The organism is Streptomyces sp. NPDC091271, assembly GCF_044757505.1.
Taxonomy (GTDB): Bacteria; Actinomycetota; Actinomycetes; order Streptomycetales; family Streptomycetaceae; genus Streptomyces.
Window position 1 is genome coordinate 1,875 of record NZ_JBIVVD010000014.1, and the last position, 3,211, is coordinate 5,085.

Here is a 3,211-nt window from a genome sequence, read left to right on the forward strand (position 1 = left end):
ATGGGTGGGGTGATGGGTGGCTGGTCGTTGTTTGAGAACTGCACAGTGGACGCGAGCATCTGTGGCCAAGTTTTTAAGGGCGCACGGTGGATGCCTTGGCACCAGGAACCGATGAAGGACGTGGGAGGCCACGATAGTCCCCGGGGAGCTGTCAACCAAGCTTTGATCCGGGGGTTTCCGAATGGGGAAACCCGGCAGTCGTCATGGGCTGTCACCCGCTGCTGAACACATAGGCAGTGTGGAGGGAACGCGGGGAAGTGAAACATCTCAGTACCCGCAGGAAGAGAAAACAACCGTGATTCCGGGAGTAGTGGCGAGCGAAACTGGATGAGGCCAAACCGTATGCGTGTGATACCCGGCAGGGGTTGCGCATACGGGGTTGTGGGATCTCTTTTTCACAGTCTGCCGGCTGTGAGGCGAGTCAGAAACCGTTGATGTAGGCGAAGGACATGCGAAAGGTCCGGCGTAGAGGGTAAGACCCCCGTAGCTGAAACATCAACGGCTCGTTTGAGAGACACCCAAGTAGCACGGGGCCCGAGAAATCCCGTGTGAATCTGGCGGGACCACCCGCTAAGCCTAAATATTCCCTGGTGACCGATAGCGGATAGTACCGTGAGGGAATGGTGAAAAGTACCGCGGGAGCGGAGTGAAATAGTACCTGAAACCGTGTGCCTACAAGCCGTGGGAGCGTCGCTGTATGTGCTTGCACATGCAGTCGTGACTGCGTGCCTTTTGAAGAATGAGCCTGCGAGTTAGCGGTGTGTAGCGAGGTTAACCCGTGTGGGGAAGCCGTAGCGAAAGCGAGTCCGAATAGGGCGATTGAGTTGCACGCTCTAGACCCGAAGCGGAGTGATCTAGCCATGGGCAGGTTGAAGCGGAGGTAAGACTTCGTGGAGGACCGAACCCACCAGGGTTGAAAACCTGGGGGATGACCTGTGGTTAGGGGTGAAAGGCCAATCAAACTCCGTGATAGCTGGTTCTCCCCGAAATGCATTTAGGTGCAGCGTCGTGTGTTTCTTGCCGGAGGTAGAGCACTGGATAGGCGATGGGCCCTACCGGGTTACTGACCTTAGCCAAACTCCGAATGCCGGTAAGTGAGAGCACGGCAGTGAGACTGTGGGGGATAAGCTCCATGGTCGAGAGGGAAACAGCCCAGAGCATCGACTAAGGCCCCTAAGCGTACGCTAAGTGGGAAAGGATGTGGAGTCGCAGAGACAACCAGGAGGTTGGCTTAGAAGCAGCCACCCTTGAAAGAGTGCGTAATAGCTCACTGGTCAAGTGATTCCGCGCCGACAATGTAGCGGGGCTCAAGCGTACCGCCGAAGTCGTGTCATTCACACATATAGGGCCAACGCCTGTGTGGATGGGTAGGGGAGCGTCGTGTGCCGGGTGAAGCAGCCGCGGAAGCGAGTTGTGGACGGTTCACGAGTGAGAATGCAGGCATGAGTAGCGATACACACGTGAGAAACGTGTGCGCCGATTGACTAAGGGTTCCTGGGTCAAGCTGATCTGCCCAGGGTAAGTCGGGACCTAAGGCGAGGCCGACAGGCGTAGTCGATGGACAACCGGTTGATATTCCGGTACCCGCTTTGAAACGCCCAATACTGAATCAGGCGATGCTAAGTCCGTGAAGCCGGCCCGATCTCTTCGGAGTTGAGGGTAGTGGTGGAGCCGACGAACCAGACTTGTATTAGGTAAGCGATGGGGTGACGCAGGAAGGTAGTCCAACCCGGGCGATGGTTGTTCCCGGGGTAAGGGTGTAGGCCGTGTGGTAGGTAAATCCGTCACACGTTAAGGCTGAGACCTGATGCCGAGCCGATTGTGGTGAAGTGGATGATCCTATGCTGTCGAGAAAAGCCTCTAGCGAGTTTCATGGCGGCCCGTACCCTAAACCGACTCAGGTAGTCAGGTAGAGAATACCGAGGCGTTCGGGTGAACTATGGTTAAGGAACTCGGCAAAATGCCCCCGTAACTTCGGGAGAAGGGGGGCCATCACTGGTGATCCGATTTACTCGGTGAGCTGGGGGTGGCCGCAGAGACCAGCGAGAAGCGACTGTTTACTAAAAACACAGGTCCGTGCGAAGCCGTAAGGCGATGTATACGGACTGACGCCTGCCCGGTGCTGGAACGTTAAGGGGACCGGTTAGTGCACTTTCGGGTGTGCGAAGCTGAGAACTTAAGCGCCAGTAAACGGCGGTGGTAACTATAACCATCCTAAGGTAGCGAAATTCCTTGTCGGGTAAGTTCCGACCTGCACGAATGGCGTAACGACTTCTCGACTGTCTCAACCATAGGCCCGGTGAAATTGCACTACGAGTAAAGATGCTCGTTTCGCGCAGCAGGACGGAAAGACCCCGGGACCTTTACTATAGTTTGATATTGGTGTTCGGTTCGGCTTGTGTAGGATAGGTGGGAGACTTTGAAGCGGCCACGCCAGTGGTTGTGGAGTCGTCGTTGAAATACCACTCTGGTCGTGCTGGATGTCTAACCTGGGTCCGTGATCCGGATCAGGGACAGTGTCTGATGGGTAGTTTAACTGGGGCGGTTGCCTCCTAAAGAGTAACGGAGGCGCCCAAAGGTTCCCTCAGCCTGGTTGGCAATCAGGTGTTGAGTGTAAGTGCACAAGGGAGCTTGACTGTGAGACCGACGGGTCGAGCAGGGACGAAAGTCGGGACTAGTGATCCGGCAGTGGCTTGTGGAAGCGCTGTCGCTCAACGGATAAAAGGTACCCCGGGGATAACAGGCTGATCTTCCCCAAGAGTCCATATCGACGGGATGGTTTGGCACCTCGATGTCGGCTCGTCGCATCCTGGGGCTGGAGTCGGTCCCAAGGGTTGGGCTGTTCGCCCATTAAAGCGGTACGCGAGCTGGGTTTAGAACGTCGTGAGACAGTTCGGTCCCTATCCGCTGTGCGCGTAGGAATATTGAGAAGGGCTGTCCCTAGTACGAGAGGACCGGGACGGACGAACCTCTGGTGTGCCAGTTGTCCTGCCAAGGGCATGGCTGGTTGGCTACGTTCGGAAAGGATAACCGCTGAAAGCATCTAAGCGGGAAGCCTGCTTCGAGATGAGTATTCCCACCACCTTGAGTGGTTAAGGCTCCCAGTAGACGACTGGGTTGATAGGCCAGATGTGGAAGCCCGGTAACGGGTGGAGCTGACTGGTACTAATAGGCCGAGGGCTTGTCCTCAGTTGCTCGCGTCCACTGTGTT

The 3,211-nt window shown here is 56.2% G+C and carries 1 rRNA gene; it reads left to right on the forward strand.

Annotation, left to right across the window (positions count from 1 at the left end):
• Nucleotides 1-63 precede the first annotated feature (63 nt).
• A 23S ribosomal RNA gene (locus tag ACIQM3_RS36475) occupies nucleotides 64-3,189 on the forward strand.
• Nucleotides 3,190-3,211: the final 22 nt, after the last annotated feature.